This is a genomic window from Streptomyces sp. HUAS MS02 (assembly GCF_055702265.1).
Genome location: NZ_CM146747.1, coordinates 4823793 through 4836587, shown reverse-complemented (window position 1 = coordinate 4836587; position 12795 = coordinate 4823793). Strand labels below are relative to the sequence as shown.

Here is a 12795-nt window from a genome sequence, read left to right as displayed (position 1 = left end):
GTCCGTCGATTTCAGGTCCCTTTCGCGTGTGCGGGGAAAACGGACCTTTTCCGCATGGAGAGCGAGGACGGGCGACGGTCCAATTCACCAGGGGTCGAGCGGCGAGACGTGCTGTCCACGCGGCACCTGGCGGGACGGACCGGCGGGGTGAAGGGGCAGTGGTTTCCAGCCGCTTTTCCCCAGCCGCAGAAATGCCGGACAAACCACAGCCCCTTCTCACGGCTTTGACAGCCCGGCTCCCTAATTTCCTGGCCATGACGGGAAACCAGACCGGAGACCAGACCGGAAACGAGAAGGCCCAGGGGCCGAGGCACAAGCGGGATCTGACGCGCCGCAAGGTCGTCGTGGCGGGTGCGGGCGCCCTGGCCGCCGTGGGTGTGGGCGGAGCGGTCGTCGCGACCGCGAGCGCGGGCACCACCACGGGCACCGCCAAGGCGAGCGGGAAGCCCCTCGCCTCCGCCGGCGCGAGCGCCGGCGAGGAGTGCTACAGGCTCACCTCGGAGACCACCGAGGGCCCGTACTACATCGACGCGGACAAGCTCCGACAGGACATCACCGAGGACAAGGAGGGCATCCCCCTCACCCTGCGCCTCAAGGTGATCGACTCCGAGACCTGCGAGCCGATCCGCGACGCGGCCGTCGACATCTGGCACTGCGACGCGCTGGGGCTCTACTCGGGCTACGAGAGCTTCTCCGAGGGCGGCGGCACCGCCCCCACCGACGCGCCCTCGGGAACTCCGACGGACGTACCCTCCGGCACCCCGACCGGGGAGCCCCCGGCCGGCGGTGGGGGCGGGGGCGGCGGGCACGAGGAGCCGACCAGTGACACCCGCTATCTGCGCGGCACCTGGAAGACCGACAAGCAGGGCCGCGTCACCTTCACGACGATCTTTCCCGGCTGGTACCGGGGCCGGTGCGTGCACATTCACACCAAGGTGCACGTCAACGGCGAGTGGACGGACGCCGGTTACGAGGGCGGCACCACCTGCCACACCGGCCAGTTCTTCTTCGACGAGGAGTCCGTCCTCGCCTCCGCTGAGGTCGAGCCGTACGCGACCTCCACGACCGAGCGCACCACCCTCGACGACGACACCATCTACGACGGCAGCGGCACCCAGGGCGGACTGCTGAAGCTGAAGTACCGGAAGAACGACATCGCCAAGGGTGTCGTCGGCTCCCTCACGGTCGGCGTCGACCCGGAGGCCACGAACACCGGCACGGACGACTCCGTCCAGCCGGGCACGTCGGAGACCGCGTCGGAGTCGGCTTCGGCGAGCTGACCCCGACCCGCGTACGCCCGTCGCCGAGCGGCCGACGGGCGTACGCGGGTCCGTGCACGGCGCACTCGCCGGGGAAGTCATCAGGGGACGCACAGGTTTCTCGACGGGCGGTCACAGCGGAAGGGGGTGTGATGGGACGTACAGGGTGAGGAACCCGTACGGGACGTAGGCCCGGTACGGGGCGCAGGCCCGCCTACGGGACGGAACGTCGGGATGCAGGAGGGGGCCATGAAGCTGGCCGTGCTGGTGGCACTGTTGCTGATCGTCGGGGCGGTGGTCGCGATCGTCGCGCGGCGGCGGTCGGTGGAGGATCCGACTCCGTCGTCCGACCTGGACGCGGAGGCCGAGGCCAACCGCTGGGTCGTCCGGCTGGACGGCAGCCTGGCCGGTATCGACGTACGGGCCCAGGCACGGGCGGGCGGCAGCGCGGCCCAGTCCCTGACCGACGCCACCGAACGCCTCCGCACCGCCCGCGCCCAGCTGAGCACGGCCCGCACGTCCGACGAGTACGCGCGGGTCACGCGGACGGCGGTCGAGGGGCTGCGCCATGTGCGGGAGGCCCGTGCGGCGTTGGGGATGGACCCGGGGGCGGGTGGGGGCGGGGGTGCGGGGTCTGACGGCGGTGGTCAGGGGGAGGGGGAGGTGACGGCGGTGGCGTCGGTCCGTACGGCGATCAGCGGGCCGCTCGACCAGGTCAGCCGGGTCGTGCGGAAGTCCGGTCGGCCCGTCGGCGACGCGAGCAGGTCGGTCACTGTCGCTTCGTGAACTCGACGCGGACCAGTGTCACCGTGGGTTTGTTCGGAACTCCCGGTCGGCCGCAGGCGTCGTACCGATCATGACCATGTCGATCGACTCCACTCCCGCGCCGGTGCCCGCCCCCACGACCCTCGGGGAGGAGATCCTCCTCCTCTCGCTCGACGACACCACGGGTGAGGCCCGGCTCCCCCTGCGGACGCCCTACGCGATCGCGGCGGCGAGCCTGCTGGAGCGGACACTGTCGGGTGCGGGCGACGGGGTCGAGGGAGCCGAAGGAGCCGAGGGGGCTGAGGGATCCGAGGGGGCTGAGGGATCCGAGGGGGCCGAGGGGGCCGGTGGGCTGGGCGGGGTGGGTCTGCCGGACGACGTCGGGAAGTGGATCCACGAGCACAGCACGGCGGAGTACGAGGCCGCGCTGCGGGGTGTCCTGGACAAGGGCCTGATCCGGGAGGAGAAGCGCCGGGTCCTGCTCGTCTTCCGTACGACGCGGTATCCGGAGGCCGACGGCACGGTGGAGTCGGCCCTGCGCGGGCGGCTGGCGGAGGTGGTGCTGGAGGGCGCCGACCCCGATCCCCGAACCGCCGCCCTGATCAGCCTGCTCCACCACGGTGACCTGCACACCCTCGCCTTCCCGGACGCCGACTCCGAGGACTCACCGGTGCGGCAGCGTATGGCCGACATCGCGGAGCGGCATTGGGCCGACCCCACCCTGCGCCGGATGGCCGAGACCGCGGCGGCGACGGCTGCGGCGCTCACGGCGGCGACGATGGTGACGACGGTGGTGGTGATCACGGCGGTGACCTGAGGATCACGTGCGCGAGGGCGGCCGCGCGCACGTCGTGGTTCTTCGCGCGGTTACCCGCGCCCCTGAAGGGGCGTCGGCTCAGGAGGTGCCCGTCATTCGGGTTCCTCCTCCGGTGGGGATGCCAGGGCCTCCTCTTCCAGGAGGCGTTCGGCGATGTCGCCGGCCCAGTTCTGGGCCCAGCGGCGGAGTTCCAGGACGGCGTCGGAGTCGAGGCCGTGGCGAGTGAATTCCCGGTCGTCGAGCCACTCGGTGCCCTCCAGCCGGGCCTGGAGGTCGGCGAGGTCGAACGCGGTGGACGTGGCGGAGGTGTGGCGGCGGGCCAGTTCCTCCAGTTCGACGACGGTCCAGTGGGCGGTGGCCGCGTGTACGGCGATCAGGTCGCGGGCCGTGCCCCGGTCGGCCACGGCCCGGACCTTCGTACCGACCACGTCCTCCAGGGAGAGGGCGAGGCCGAGCGGAGTCTCCACCGGCGGGTGCCAGAGGGTCTCCTTCAGGAGGTCCAGGACGCGTTCCTCCTCCGTGGTGGGTTCGGTGACGAGGAGGCGGGAGCTGAGCGGGGCCATCTCCACCGTGCGCACCAGCCAGCCGCGTTCCGCGAGACCCGCGTGGACCGCGGCCGCGATCTCCTCCATCGGCGCCGCGTGTTCCGTCGCCGCCTCCAGGTCCCGGCCGGGCGGCCGCGCCTCGACCAGCTCGTGCGCCTGCGCCGCGTGATCGCCGGTGAGAGCGAGCCCGTAGGGGGCGCCGACGGCCAACACGTCGTCGAGGAGCTGCTGGAGCTGTTCGGGGAGGGGCGCGGGTGGGGGCGGGGCCATGGAGGGATTATCACGGCCCCCGCGGTCTTTCTCCGGTCTTTCCCCGGTCAGTACGGCCGTCGGCCCACCCAGTTCCCCGGCGGGTCGAAGTTGGCCACCACATAGGTCCAGCCGTTGCCGCACTTCGCCTTGGCCGCGCCGACGCGGGTCGAGCCACGCCAGACCAGCTGCGTGTAGTGCAGGCACTCCCGGTCGTTGACGCAGGAGTTGGAGGGGCGGTCGTAGTCCGCCTTCTCGTCGAGCCAGAGGCGGGCCGCGTCCGCCAGCGAGTAGCGAGGGTTCGACCCCTTGGCCAGGTTCTCGCCGTAGCGGCTGTTCGAGTGGACGAGCGCGCAGTCGGCGACCCGCACCCTCGCCCAGGAGCGGGCCTGCGCGGCGACGGACTCGTCCCAGACCAGCGGGGGGACGCCGACATCCGCCCGAGCTTGGTTGACGACCGTCAGGAAGGCTCTGATCTCCGGTTTCGGTGCGGTCGGGGTCGCCGCCGCCACCGACCCGGCTCCGGTCACCTCGACGCCGGTCACCTCGGGCATCCCGGGCACCCCAGCCACTCCGGTCACCCCGGCACCGGTCACCCCGGCCGCCGTCGCGGTGAGCGGGGTGACCGTCTCCACGACCGGGGGCCGGGGGCCGACGGCCTGGGCCGCCCCCGGGGTGAGCGCCAGCGTCGCCGCCGCGGTCGCCGCGGCCATCGTCCGCGCCCTGTCCCGTCGCACCACTCGTGCCTCCTTCTGCTCCGACTCTTCGACCTCTTCAACTGCCTTACCGGCGGAGCTACTTGTAGGGCAGGACGGGCTCCGGACGGGTGCGGACCGGATCACCTGCCACCCCATCGGGGGAATCGGAGCCGGGGTGGGTTTCGGCGCCCATGGGACTCGTCGGGCCCAGGCCATTGCACCGTGACCTCCGGATGGGTGCCCGCCGAGACGGTCCGATCGGAGGGCGGAGGCGGCGAGCCGTGACCGAGCGGGCCTCGCAGGGCGGCACCGGGTTCACCCCCCGTTGGCCCGTGGGACTTCTCAAGTTCGGTTAAGGCCAGGCAAAGCGCGCTCAAAGGTTGACCCACGATCGTCCTTTGACATGGACCAGACCCTTCTCGTGGTCGCCGATCTGGCTGCCATCTCCGTGCTGACCTTCGCGGTCTACTTCCCGCGCCACCACCGCCGGGACCTCATCGCCGCCTTCCTCGGCGTCAACGTCGGCGTTCTCGCGGTGGCGATGACGCTCAGCTCGTTGTCCGTCGGCATCGGCCTCGGCATGGGGCTCTTCGGCGTCCTGTCGATCATCCGGCTGCGGTCCAACGAGATCGCCCAGCACGAGATCGCGTACTACTTCTCCGCACTCGCGCTCGGTCTGCTGGCCGGGCTGCCGGAGCGGGTCAACCTCCTGTCGACGCTGCTCATGGCACTGATCGTCGCCACGATGTACGTCGGCGACCACCCCCGGCTGTTCGGCCGGTACCGGCAGCGCAGCATGCGCCTGGACGCCGCCTACACCGACGAGGACGCCCTGCGCGCCCACCTCGAAGTACTGCTGGGCGGGCGCGTGGTGAATCTCTCCGTGCAGAGCGTCGACCTGGTCAACGACATGACCCTGGTCGACGTCCGGTACCTCGTCACCGGCGCGGGCCCGCGCGCACCGCGCGAGTCGCGCGAGGCCGGCGGCCGGGTCGAGCGGGAGCGCCGACGGGAGCAAGGGGTCCGGGCATGACGGCCCTGGACTCCGTGGCCCCCGTGGTCGGGGCGCTGCGCCCCATCGGCCTGGACGAACTCGTCGACCGCGCCGAGCTGCTGACCCGGCTGGACCGCAAGTACATGCTGCCCCTGACCGACCTGCCCTTCGTGGTCGGCGGGCTGGAGGGCGGGGACCCCTCCCGGTCGGGCGAAGTCGAGACCGGGGGAGTTCGGGTCCTGGAGGTCGACGGCGAGCGGCGGTTCGCGTACCGGTCCGTGTACTTCGACACCCCGGACATGGACGGCTATCTGGCCGCCGCCCACCGCCGTCGCCGCCGCTTCAAACTGCGCATACGGACCTACCTGGCGTCCGGGCAGCACTTTCTGGAGGTCAAGACGCGCGGCCCGCGCGGCACCACCGTCAAACAGCGCGTCCCGTACGACGGGGAGCTGGGGCGGCTGGGCCCCGAGGCACGGGCGTACGCCGACGACGTGCTCCGTGCGGCGGGCATCGACCCGCACGGATTCCACCTCGTGCCGGCGCTCACCACCCGCTACCTGCGCACCACCCTCTTCCTGCCGGGCAGCGGCAGCCGGGTCACCGTCGACACCGACCTGAACTGGGCGCTGCCCGACGGCACCGAGCTGCGCACCCCCGAACGGACCATCGTCGAGACGAAGGCGGGCCGCGCCGGCTCGGGCGCCGACCGGCTGCTGTGGTCGCTCGGGCACCGGCCCCGCCCTGTCTCCAAGTACGGCACCGGGCTCGCCGCGTTGCGGCCCGACCTGCCCGCCAACCGCTGGCTGCCCGTCCTGCGGCGCCACTTCCCCACCGCACCTGCACCGAACGGGAGCCCCGCATGAACCTCCGTAGGAACTCGTGGACCACGTGGACCGGCTGGACGAGAAGGGCGCGCGGGCTCCGTACGAAGACCGCCGGTGCCCTCGCCTCCGTCGTTCTCGCGACCGCCGCGCTGGCCGGGTGCTCCGCCGGGAGCGATTCCGGCTCGGCGTCGTCCGACTCCTCGTCGAGCGCGAGCGCGGCGGCGGCCGTGGACGGGACGCGGGACGCGGCGGCCGTCCTCGCCGACAACGAGGAGACGCACGCCGAGGACGGCGACACGGAGTACGAGGAGTCCGAGGCGTCGGAGGCCGTCGCCGTCGAGCTGAAGGGTGACTCGGCCTCCGTGGAGGGCAAGGGGGTGGACGTCGACGGGGCCACCGTCACCATCACCGCCGGCGGGACCTATGTGCTCAGCGGGTCCCTCGACGACGGACAGATCGTGATCACCGCCCCCGAGGCGACCGTGAAGCTGGTCCTGGACGGCGTCGACATCTCCAGCTCCTCCGGGGCGGCGATCGCCGCGACCGAGGCCGAGCGGTTGGTCGTCGTCCTCGCGGACGGCAGCGAGAACAAGCTGAGCGACACCGACTCCTACGCCGACGACGCCGAGGCGAACGCCGCCCTGTACAGCGCGGGCGACCTCACGATCGGCGGCAGCGGCTCGCTCACGGTGCGGGGGAACGGCAACGACGCCATCGCCGGCAAGGACGGTCTGGTCGTCGAGGGCGGGAACATCACCGTCGAGGCCGCCGACGACGGCATCCGGGGCAAGGACTACCTGGTGGTCGACGGTGGCACGGTCACCGTGACGGCGAAGGGCGACGGGCTGAAGTCCGACAACGCGGACGAGGAGGACGCGGGGTACATCGCCGTCGCGGGCGGCACGGTCTCCGTCACCGCGGGCGGGGACGCCGTGGACGCCGCCACCGACCTCGTCGTCACCGGCGGCGAGCTCACCGTGAAGGCCGAGGCGTCCGACGACACCTCGGCGCACGGGCTGAAGTCGGGGGTGATCACGGTGCTGGAGGGCGGCACGGTCGACGTGGACGCCTCCGCCGACGCGCTGCACGGTGACGCGGCGGTCCACCTCAACGGCGCCGATGTCACCCTCGCGGCCGGGGACGACGGCATCCACGCCGAGGGCGACCTTGTCATCAGCGCGGGCACTCTGGACATCACCGGCTCCAACGAGGGCCTGGAGGGCAAGGACATCCTGGTCAGGGGCGGTACGTCGACGGTCACCTCCGACGACGACGGCGTCAACGCCTCCGGCAGCGAGGCGACTTCCGAGGAGGACGCGCAGGGCGGCCCGGGCGGCGGTCCCGGTGGCGGGGGCGGTGGCATGGAGGTCGGCGACTACTCCGCCAAGGTCACCGGCGGCACGCTCGTCCTCAACTCCCAGGGCGACGGCTTCGACTCCAACGGCACCGCCGAGATCACGGGCGGCACGATCGTCGTCAACGGCCCCGAGGCGGGCGGCAACGGAGCGCTCGACGTCAACGGCAGCTTCACCGTCAGCGGCGGAACGCTGCTGGCCTCCGGCAGCGCCGGCATGGTCGTCGCACCGGACGAGGAGTCGGAACAGGGGTGGCTGTCGGCGACCCTGGACGCGTCGGTGGAGGCGGGCACCACCCTGCACATCGTCGACGCGGACGGCGACGTCGTGGCGTCGTACGTCACCTCGAAGACCATCCAGAACGTCGTGTACTCGGCCGCCGGGATCAAGAGCGGCGAGGAGTACGGCGTGTTCTCCGGCGGCTCCGCCTCCGGATCCGACACCGGCGGTCTCGCGGGCTCGGGGAAGCTGGGCTCGGCGGAGAAGATCGCCACGGTCACGGCGGGCGAGGCCCCGGAGGGCGGCGGCTTCGGGGGCGGTCCGGGCGGGGGTGGGAACCGGGGCTGAGGGCTGAACGGAGAGGGGAGCCGGCAATCCGCCATCGCCGCCGGGCCCTGTCGGCCTGGCGGCGACAGTGGTGCTGCCGCACGTGACCGGACTCAGCCGCTCGATGCCGCGATGGCCCGATTACCCCGCAGGGGGCAGACCAGGGCTCATACGAGGCCCTCACCGGACGGGGCATCGGCGGCTCCTGAGTTCTCCGGGTCCTCCGCGAAGAGTTCCTCCGCGTGCGTGACCGTGCCGGACCGGTCGAGCCAGGCGCTGACTCGGGTGGGGTCGGAGCATGTGGTGATGCGTTCGCGGACGTCGTCGGTGACGGGAATGCCACGCACCTCCAGGACGCGCAGGACTCCCTTGGCCTCGCCCTTGGCCTCCCCCTCCAGGTAAGCCGTCTCGCGGACTGTCCCACGACCGGGGAAGTAACTGACGAAGCTCATGATGTCCCTCCATTTTTCTCCGGCGGGAGTGCCCCGCAGATTGACTTCCAGGAATTCGTAGAAGTAGTCGGCTGCCTTCCCGTCCGTCTCCTGAAGGGCGCGGCCCATCGCGTCCAGTATGTCGTTGATCTGAGCGCTGCGGGCGTGTGCGAGAGCGGAGAAGGCGGCCATGGCGAGGTTGTTCGCCGCGGTCCTCGGGTCGATGATCGCCGGAAGGTTGTCCGGCCCGACGACCATGGGGTGGGTTCGCTGAGTGATCCAGCCGCGCGTACCGCAGTCGAAGGGGCCTGACGCCCATTTCGCGGTGCGCCGATCCTGACAGACGACGAGCAGCAGTACGGGCAGACGGTACTTGGACTGGAGGTATGCGACGTAGTACGGCCAGCTCCTCTCCTTGTCCGGCTTTCGCTCGCCCTGTACTTCGACGGCGAGCATGAAGTCCTCCCCGTCGGACGGGCCGATGCGCAGCACGGTGTCCACGCGCCGCTCCATCGGTTTGGTCTCCGTCACGTCGGTGGTGAGCGCGTCCACGGTCGCCTTCTCCGGAAAGGGGAGGCCCAGCACTCCGAAGACGGGTGCGAGTATCTCGGGCTTTTCCTGGAAGATGCGGTGCAGGCCCTCGTGGGCTGAAGTGACCATGTGGTGGAACCTACGGGCCATCTTGCACCGTTGTGGGGTCACTTGAGGCGGGATCGCTCTTTCGAGTAAGGAAGAAACGTTCACACCGCCGTGGTCGGCTCGCACCAGACGAACTTGCCGTCCGTGACCCCGCCCGCATACTCCTCGTCACCCGCCACGGCGCCGCCGCCCTCCCACGGCACCTCGGCGGTTACGCCTGTGAGCCGAAGTTCTGGGTCCAGTAGTTGCCCGGTCCCGCCAGGCCGATGCCGATCTCCTTGAAGGCGCAGTTGAGGATGTTCGCCTTGTGGCCGGGGCTGTTCATCCAGCCGTCCATGACGCTCGCGGCGGTGCCGTACCCGGCGGCGACGTTCTCGCCCGCCGTGCTGAAGCGGTAGTCGACACGGGAGAGCCGCACACTCATGTCCGAGCCGTCGGAGCCGGTGTGGGACATGTTCTGGTGGTCGGCCATGTCCTGGCTGTGGTTCTGGGCCGCCTTGGTGAGCTTGGCGTCCACGGTCACCGGCGAGCAACCCGCCTTCTGGCGTTCGGCGTTGACCAGGTTCAGCACCTGGGCCGTGGGGCCGGAGGCCGTGTTGCCGGAGGAGGCGGCGGGGGTGCGGTCGGCCTGGGTGGCCTTCGGGGCCGGCGGCGGCGTGGTCCTGGCCGGGGTCTTGGCGGCCTCCGGGGTGGACTTGGGCTTCGGGCTCGCGGACTTGGAGGGAGACGCGCTCGCCTTGGCCTTGGAACGGGCCGGACTCGGGGAGCTCTCCGGAGTGTCCGGGGTGCTCTCGGCGGAAGGCGTCGCGGACGTGGAGGGGGTGCGCGAGGACTCGGGAAGATCAGTGTCCGCCTTCTGCCCTCCCCACCACGAGGAGGCCACACTGCTCCAGTCGCCAGGCCCGACACCGCCGACCCAGGCGGCCGTCGGGATGCCCACGGCGCCCGCGGCCACCACGAGAGCGGTGGCGACGGCTATCTTCCGGCGCGTCGTCCTGGGCTGCCGCGCCGCCGACCGTTTCGTCCTGCGGCGGTGACTGTTCGTTCGTCTCGTGCGTGACATGCGTGGCCTCACTGAATGGTCCGACTTCGACGCAATCGACCCCTTGGCAGGCCGTGGCCTCTGGTGAGCCCGGTCATTATGGGGACCCCTCACCGCACCGGGCAACGAACACGTGTGCTGGCTTCGGAGTGCGTCGACGAGGCCCTCGGAGGGGGTGAGAGCGCATGTGTGTGGTGGGCCGCCATGGTGCTCCCCGCGCCCGAACCCGCCCTGGGATCAGGCGGAAAGCCGTTTCTCCCGACAGCGTTGGCGCGGGCGTCCCCGGGGTGGATGGCCAGGTGGATTCGCCGCCTGTGCGACAAATGCCGGATGGGGCTTCGAGGGTCGGCATTTGTCGCTTTGCTGAAACGGATCGATCGGCTCCATCATGGGCAATTCGGCCGTGACGCATGTCACCCCGATTCGAGGTGTGTGCGGGACGGGCACAGACTGGATGGAGAAGCGGAGATCGCACGGAGCCCGCAGTGATCCGGTCGTGGAGGAATCATGACGGCAGCCACGCGGACGGGAACCTCCGTGCTGATCGAGGGCGACGGTCTTGAGGTACGCGTCCACGAGATCGGCGGCGGCATGACCGTCGCCTTCATCAAGCTCCCCAAGGGCACCGACATGGCCCCGGCGCTCAAAAGGACTCCCCGACGACCTGTGCCAGTGCCCCCACTGGGGCCACCTCGTCAGCGGACGGCTGAGGATGGGCACCAAGGACGGTGAGGACTTCTACGAGGCGGGAGAGGCCTACTACTGGGCCCCCGGCCACTCGCCGGAAGCCCTGGAGGACGTCGAGGTCGTCGAGGTCGTCGAGTTCTCCCCGACCGAGGAGTTCAAGAAGGTGATGGAGCACATCAAGTAGAAGGTTCCTGACGTCCTGCGAGCACTAGGCGGGCAGATGTACGGCGATACCGCAACCTCGCTTCCCGAGGGCTCGGTCCCGGGCGCCCGGGCACAGAGGCCGTGCGACATCTGAAGCCTCATCCGTTCTCCACGGTGGAACCACGTGGACCTGGTCCCCGGCAGGCCGCCGACTCCCCTGCGGATTCCGGCGCAGGATGTCGCGTTCCCGGCCGGTCCGGGTGCCGAGAGAGTCCTCGTGGTCGGCGACTGCCGTGCGCTGGGGCGCCGACGTGTGATCGGGTATTCGTGGGATCGATCGTGCGGTGCGTGAGGAATGGTCGAATCGGTTGCTTCGCGGGAGAATTCGGCTGATGTCGCCCAGATCCGCCGAACCGGCAGGGAACTGCTTCCGCGGACGGGCCTAGCAGGGCGGACCGGACGAAGGAGTACTGCGTGGTGCGAGTTCTCATGGTCGGGGCGGGAGGCGTGGGAGGGGCGGTCGCCAGGATCGCGGCCCGGCGGGCGTTCTTCGAGCATCTGGTGGTCGCCGACTACGACGTGACCCGGGCGGAGTCGACGGTCGCCGCCCTCGGCGCGGAGGCGCGGAGGTTCGCGGCGGTCCGGCTCGACGCCTCGGACACCGGCGCCGTACGGACCGCGCTGGAAGGCCACCGCTGCGACGTACTGCTCAACGCCGCCGATCCCCGGTTCGTGCCGCCGCTGTTCGACGCGGCGCTCGCGCACGGCGCCCACTACCTGGACATGGCGATGTCCCTGTCCAGGCCGCACCCGACCCGCCCCTACGAGGAGTGCGGGGTCAAGCTGGGCGACGCGCAGTTCGAACGGGCCGCCGAGTGGGAGCGGGCCGGCCGGCTCGCCCTGGTCGGCATGGGTGTGGAGCCGGGCCTGTCGGACGTCTTCGCCCGCTACGCCGCCGACGAACTCTTCGACGAGGACGGCATCGAGGAGATCGGTATCCGCGACGGCTCCGATCTGGTCGTGGACGGCTACGACTTCGCCCCCTCCTTCAGCATCTGGACCACCATCGAGGAGTGCCTCAACCCGCCGGTCGTCTACGAGGAGGGCCGGGGCTGGTTCACCACACCGCCGTTCAGCGAGCCGGAGGTCTTCGACTTCCCCGAGGGCATCGGCCCGGTGGAGTGCGTCAACGTCGAGCACGAGGAAGTGCTGCTGGTCCCCCGGTGGGTGAAGACCAAGCGGGTCACCTTCAAGTACGGCCTGGGGGACGAGTTCATCGGCGTGCTCAAGACCCTGCACAAGCTGGGGCTGGACCGGACCGACCCGGTCACGGTCGCCTCGGCCGCGGGCCCGGCCGCGGTCTCCCCACGGGACGTCGTCGCCGCCTGTCTGCCGGACCCGGCCGGCCTCGGGAACCGTATGCGCGGCCGGACCTGCGCGGGCACCTGGGTCAAGGGAGTCAAGGACGGACGGCCCCGCGAGGTGTACCTGTACCACGTGGTCGACAACCAGTGGTCGATGCGGGAGTACGGCTCCCAGGCCGTCGTCTGGCAGACCGCCGTCAACCCCGTCGTCGCCCTCGAACTCATCGCCACCGGAGCGTGGCGGGGAACCGGGGTGCTCGGCCCTGAGGCACTGCCGCCCCGCCCCTTCCTCGATCTGCTGACGGAGTACGGCTCGCCGTGGGGCATGCGTGAGGAGACGGCAGGAGCGCCCGGATAGCGTAGAAAGTCCCTTGGCTCCATGTTGAGCCCTCTGTTGTCCGGAACCACCCACGAGCAGCCGGAGCGAGGGACC

Annotated in this window: 12 protein-coding genes; 8 read left to right on the top strand and 4 right to left on the bottom strand. The window is 70.9% G+C overall.

Annotated features, from left to right (window positions below; genetic code table 11):
* The first annotated feature begins 254 nt into the window (after positions 1–254).
* The 3 genes from ACZ9QC_RS20720 to ACZ9QC_RS20710 all read left to right on the top strand — a co-directional run bounded on the left by ACZ9QC_RS20720 (position 255) and on the right by ACZ9QC_RS20710 (position 2841).
* On the top strand, positions 255–1280 hold the full coding sequence (locus tag ACZ9QC_RS20720) for an intradiol ring-cleavage dioxygenase (protein ID WP_472921503.1): 1026 nt from the start codon (positions 255–257) through the stop codon (positions 1278–1280).
* Between the two features lie 228 nt (positions 1281–1508).
* Positions 1509–2045 (top strand): hypothetical protein, encoded by a 537-nt coding sequence (locus tag ACZ9QC_RS20715; protein ID WP_472921502.1) that lies wholly within the window; start codon positions 1509–1511, stop codon positions 2043–2045.
* Between the two features lie 70 nt (positions 2046–2115).
* A complete protein-coding gene (locus ACZ9QC_RS20710) occupies positions 2116–2841 on the top strand; it encodes a GOLPH3/VPS74 family protein (protein WP_472921501.1) in 726 nt (241 codons plus the stop codon).
* Positions 2842–2933: 92 nt separating this feature from the next.
* On the opposite strand, the gene ACZ9QC_RS20705 is transcribed toward ACZ9QC_RS20710, so the two are convergent.
* A complete protein-coding gene (locus ACZ9QC_RS20705; protein WP_472921500.1) occupies positions 2934–3656 on the bottom strand; it encodes a hypothetical protein in 723 nt (240 codons plus the stop codon).
* A gap of 47 nt (positions 3657–3703) precedes the next feature.
* Positions 3704–4372 (bottom strand): pathogenesis-related family 1 protein, encoded by a 669-nt coding sequence (locus ACZ9QC_RS20700; protein ID WP_472921499.1) that lies wholly within the window; start codon positions 4370–4372, stop codon positions 3704–3706.
* A 364-nt stretch (positions 4373–4736) separates the two neighbouring features.
* Here ACZ9QC_RS20700 and ACZ9QC_RS20695 point away from each other — a divergent pair, with 364 nt between their 5' ends.
* From ACZ9QC_RS20695 to ACZ9QC_RS20685, 3 genes are read left to right on the top strand one after another with little or no spacing between them, the layout of a single operon-like run.
* Positions 4737–5366, top strand: a complete 630-nt coding sequence (locus tag ACZ9QC_RS20695) for a DUF4956 domain-containing protein (protein WP_472921498.1) — start codon at positions 4737–4739, stop codon at positions 5364–5366.
* Entirely contained in the window at positions 5363–6193 is an 831-nt protein-coding gene (locus ACZ9QC_RS20690) for a polyphosphate polymerase domain-containing protein (protein ID WP_472921497.1), read from the top strand. Before ACZ9QC_RS20695 ends, ACZ9QC_RS20690 begins: the two co-directional genes overlap by 4 nt.
* The gene (locus ACZ9QC_RS20685) at positions 6190–8076 is read left to right on the top strand and encodes a carbohydrate-binding domain-containing protein (RefSeq protein ID WP_472921496.1); all 1887 of its coding nucleotides are present in this window, start codon (positions 6190–6192) and stop codon (positions 8074–8076) included. The genes ACZ9QC_RS20690 and ACZ9QC_RS20685 overlap by 4 nt, the downstream gene beginning before the upstream one ends.
* A gap of 146 nt (positions 8077–8222) precedes the next feature.
* On the opposite strand, the gene ACZ9QC_RS20680 is transcribed toward ACZ9QC_RS20685, so the two are convergent.
* Entirely contained in the window at positions 8223–9146 is a 924-nt protein-coding gene (locus tag ACZ9QC_RS20680) for a hypothetical protein (RefSeq protein ID WP_472921495.1), read from the bottom strand.
* Between the two features lie 190 nt (positions 9147–9336).
* On the bottom strand, positions 9337–10188 hold the full coding sequence (locus ACZ9QC_RS20675; protein ID WP_472921494.1) for a CAP domain-containing protein: 852 nt from the start codon (positions 10186–10188) through the stop codon (positions 9337–9339).
* Between the two features lie 691 nt (positions 10189–10879).
* Here ACZ9QC_RS20675 and ACZ9QC_RS20670 point away from each other — a divergent pair.
* Together ACZ9QC_RS20670 and ACZ9QC_RS20665 are read left to right on the top strand one after the other, a co-directional pair.
* Positions 10880–11038 carry a hypothetical protein gene (locus ACZ9QC_RS20670; protein ID WP_472921493.1) on the top strand — a complete coding sequence of 53 codons (159 nt, stop codon included), beginning with the start codon at positions 10880–10882 and terminating at the stop codon, positions 11036–11038.
* A gap of 437 nt (positions 11039–11475) precedes the next feature.
* Positions 11476–12720 (top strand): saccharopine dehydrogenase family protein, encoded by a 1245-nt coding sequence (locus tag ACZ9QC_RS20665; RefSeq protein WP_472921747.1) that lies wholly within the window; start codon positions 11476–11478, stop codon positions 12718–12720.
* The last annotated feature ends 75 nt before the right edge of the window (positions 12721–12795 follow it).

Coding starts and splice junctions, on each gene's coding strand:
- ACZ9QC_RS20690 (WP_472921497.1), top strand. CDS start 5,363: ATGACGGCCCTGGACTCCGTGGCCCCCGTGGTCGGGGCGCTGCGCCCC.
- ACZ9QC_RS20710 (WP_472921501.1), top strand. CDS start 2,116: ATGACCATGTCGATCGACTCCACTCCCGCGCCGGTGCCCGCCCCCACG.
- ACZ9QC_RS20695 (WP_472921498.1), top strand. CDS start 4,737: ATGGACCAGACCCTTCTCGTGGTCGCCGATCTGGCTGCCATCTCCGTG.
- ACZ9QC_RS20705 (WP_472921500.1), bottom strand. CDS start 3,656: ATGGCCCCGCCCCCACCCGCGCCCCTCCCCGAACAGCTCCAGCAGCTC.
- ACZ9QC_RS20675 (WP_472921494.1), bottom strand. CDS start 10,188: ATGTCACGCACGAGACGAACGAACAGTCACCGCCGCAGGACGAAACGG.
- ACZ9QC_RS20685 (WP_472921496.1), top strand. CDS start 6,190: ATGAACCTCCGTAGGAACTCGTGGACCACGTGGACCGGCTGGACGAGA.
- ACZ9QC_RS20715 (WP_472921502.1), top strand. CDS start 1,509: ATGAAGCTGGCCGTGCTGGTGGCACTGTTGCTGATCGTCGGGGCGGTG.
- ACZ9QC_RS20680 (WP_472921495.1), bottom strand. CDS start 9,146: ATGGTCACTTCAGCCCACGAGGGCCTGCACCGCATCTTCCAGGAAAAG.
- ACZ9QC_RS20670 (WP_472921493.1), top strand. CDS start 10,880: ATGGGCACCAAGGACGGTGAGGACTTCTACGAGGCGGGAGAGGCCTAC.
- ACZ9QC_RS20720 (WP_472921503.1), top strand. CDS start 255: ATGACGGGAAACCAGACCGGAGACCAGACCGGAAACGAGAAGGCCCAG.